3 protein-coding genes (1 of these 3 cut by a window edge) are annotated in these 3,206 nt (G+C 58.7%); 1 reads left to right on the plus strand and 2 read right to left on the minus strand.

The features are described from left to right. Both F8N44_RS29445 and F8N44_RS29450 read right to left on the minus strand, forming a co-directional pair. A protein-coding gene (locus F8N44_RS29445) for a CaiB/BaiF CoA transferase family protein (RefSeq protein ID WP_150652810.1) crosses the window boundary here: on the minus strand, positions 1-910 show its 5' portion. It extends 311 nt beyond the left edge of the window; the window shows 910 of its 1,221 coding nt (coding positions 1-910); the start codon lies at positions 908-910; its stop codon lies off the left edge, out of view. A gap of 13 nt (positions 911-923) precedes the next feature. Continuing rightward, a complete protein-coding gene (locus F8N44_RS29450; protein ID WP_150652811.1) occupies positions 924-2,105 on the minus strand; it encodes an acyl-CoA dehydrogenase in 1,182 nt (393 codons plus the stop codon). Positions 2,106-2,263: 158 nt separating this feature from the next. On the opposite strand from F8N44_RS29450, the gene F8N44_RS29455 reads away from it, so the two are divergent. Beyond that, positions 2,264-3,163 (plus strand): LysR family transcriptional regulator, encoded by a 900-nt coding sequence (locus F8N44_RS29455; protein WP_150652812.1) that lies wholly within the window; start codon positions 2,264-2,266, stop codon positions 3,161-3,163. Positions 3,164-3,206 lie beyond the last annotated feature (43 nt).

Consider the following 3,206-nt stretch of genomic DNA (forward strand, 5'->3'; position numbering starts at 1 on the left):
TCGCCTGGCGAATCAGCGGAATCAACACCGCCCGATTGGCCACCCGCAGCTTATTGGTAGAGAAGCGCGGATCGTCAGCCCACTGCGGTTGCCCTGCCACCTCAGCAAACTTGCGGAACTGCCCGTCATTGCCCACGGTAAGAATGAAATCACCGTCAGCCGTAGGAAAGTCCTGATAGGGCACGATGTTCGGATGCGCATTGCCCAAGCGCTTCGGTGCATTGCCCGTGGTCAGATAATTCATTGCCTGGTTAGCCAGACATGCCACCTGGACATCCAGCAATGCCATATCGATATGCTGACCACCACCGTCGTGATCGCGATGGGCCAACGCCGCCAATATGGCCACGGTCGAATACAGACCAGTGAGGATATCCGTCAACGCTACACCAACCTTTACCGGGCCAGCGCCCTCGTCACCCTCAGGCCTGCCAGTCAGACTCATCAGCCCGCCCAGCCCCTGGATCATGAAGTCGTAACCGGCGCGCTTGGCATATGGCCCGGTCTGGCCGAACCCCGTAATCGAGCAATAGATCAGATTCGGATTGATCGCCTTCAACGACTCATAGTCCAGCCCATAAGCCGCGAGCCCACCGACCTTGAAATTCTCTATGAGGATGTCCGACTTCGCCGCCAGTTCCCGCACCAACCTTTGGCCCTCGGGACGGGTGAAGTCGATGGTCACCGATTGCTTGTTGCGGTTGGCCGACAGGTAATAGGCCGCCTCCGACGTATTCTCGCCATACGCGTCTTTAAGGAACGGCGGGCCCCAGGCACGCGTATCGTCACCATTGCCCGGGCGCTCGACCTTGATCACCTCGGCGCCAAGGTCGGCGAGGATCTGCCCGGCCCACGGCCCGGCCAACACTCGCGATAAATCCAGTACCCGCAGATGCGACAGCGCGCCCATGGTCGCTCTCCTATTAATAGAACGCCTGCAGACCGGTTTGCGCACGCCCCAGGATCAGCGCGTGAACGTCGTGAGTCCCTTCATAGGTATTCACCACTTCCAGGTTGACCAGATGACGGGCCACGCCGAACTCATCGGAGATACCATTACCGCCCAACATGTCGCGAGCCATACGGGCGATGTCCAGCGACTTGCCGCAGGAGTTGCGCTTCATGATCGAAGTAATCTCGACCGCCGCAGTACCTTCGTCCTTCATACGGCCCAGACGCAGGCAGCCCTGAAGGGCCAACGTGATCTCGGTCTGCATGTCAGCCAGTTTCTTCTGGATCAACTGAGTCGCTGCCAATGGACGACCGAACTGCTGGCGATCCAGCGTGTACTGACGGGCGGTGTGCCAGCAGAACTCGGCAGCACCCAGTGCGCCCCAGGAGATGCCGTAGCGTGCGGAGTTAAGGCAGGTGAACGGGCCTTTCAAGCCGCGCACGTCCGGGAAGATGTTCTCTTCCGGCACGAACACGTTATCCATGACGATTTCACCGGTGATTGATGCACGCAGACCAACCTTGCCGTGAATCGCCGGAGCGCTCAGGCCTTTCCAGCCTTTCTCCAATACGAAGCCACGGATGTCGCCCGCATCGTCCTTACCCCAGACCACGAACACATCGGCGATCGGGCTATTGGTGATCCACATCTTCGCGCCGGTCAGGCTGTAGCCGCCTTCGACTTTGCGTGCACGAGTAATCATCGCTCCTGGGTCGGAACCGTGATTCGGCTCGGTCAGGCCGAAGCAGCCGATCCATTCGCCGGAAGCCAGTTTCGGCAGGTACTTCTGCTTCTGTGCTTCAGTGCCGAACTCGTTGATTGGCACCATTACCAGCGAAGACTGCACGCTCATCATCGAGCGATAGCCGGAGTCGACACGCTCCACTTCGCGAGCAATCAGACCGTAGCTGACATAGTTGAGGCCGCTGCCACCGTACTGCTCGGGGATGGTCGCGCCCAACAGGCCGACTTCGCCCATTTCGCGGAAGATCGCCGGATCAGTCTTCTCATGACGGAAAGCTTCGAGGACACGCGGTGCGAGACTCTGCTGAGCGAACTGCTCGGCGGTGTCGCGGATCATGCGCTCTTCTTCGGTGAGCTGTTGATCCAGCAGCAGGGGATCGATCCAGTTGAAGCTAGCTTTACCGCCCATGAGTGTGTCCTCGCAAATCGGGTGAATTAACGTGGCATTGATCCTAGGCGCGGTTCGCCGTCGCGGCAAACGAGGATTTCGCATTCTGTTGTGCTAATTTCTCACTCCGAAACGTCGCGAAATGCCTTTTATGCGGCGCATTAGTGAGGTTGACGTACATGCGCAGAAAGATCCCCAGCACAACCGCCCTGATCAGCTTCGAAGCCGCAGCACGGCACGAGAGCTTTACCCGGGCCGCCGAAGAACTTTCCCTCACCCAAGGCGCCATTTGCCGACAGATCGCCAGCCTTGAGGAGTTCCTCAGCGTGGAACTGTTCCGACGCTCGCGACGCGGGGTGAAACTGACTGAAGCGGGCCTTTCCTACAGTCGCCGAGTCGCGACGCAACTCGACGCAGTCGAACGCGACACCCTCTCAGTGATGGGTCAGCAAGGCACCAATGTGATCGAACTCGCGGTGGTGCCGACCTTCGGCACGCAGTGGCTACTGCCACGCCTCAAGGATTTCCAGCTCAAGCACCCGGAAGTCACGGTCAACCTGACCAACCGCACCCGGCCCTTTCTGTTTGCCGATACCGAATTCGACGCGGCGATCTACTTTGGCGATGCCGACTGGTCGGGTACCGAATCCCACAGACTGATGGGCGAGAATCCGATGCCGGTGTGCAGCCCTGCCCTACTAGGCACCAAGACGCATCTGACAGCCGATGAGATTGCCGATCTACCGTTGTTGCAGCAGACCACCCGCCCCTACGCCTGGCGCCAATGGTTTAACTCGCAGCATTTGAATATCCCCCGCGACATGACAGGTCCGCGCTACGAGCTATTCTCCATGCTCGCCCAAGCGGCCATGCACGACATGGGCATTGCGCTGATTCCACCGTTCCTGATCCAGCGCGAACTGACCGAGAAACGCCTGGTCATTGCAAACCCGCAAGCACTCTCCAGCATCAAGGCCTATTACTTGATGATTCCGGAGCGCAAGGTCGAATCGGCATCATTGAAGGCATTTCGCGACTGGCTGGTAAACCAAGCGCAAGGCTACAGCCTAGAAGGATAAAGGCTTACAGCGATAACTAACCGCGTAGTCAGGAAAAACAAAG

The organism is Pseudomonas fluorescens, assembly GCF_902497745.1.
Taxonomy (GTDB): Bacteria; Pseudomonadota; Gammaproteobacteria; order Pseudomonadales; family Pseudomonadaceae; genus Aquipseudomonas; species Aquipseudomonas fluorescens_BM.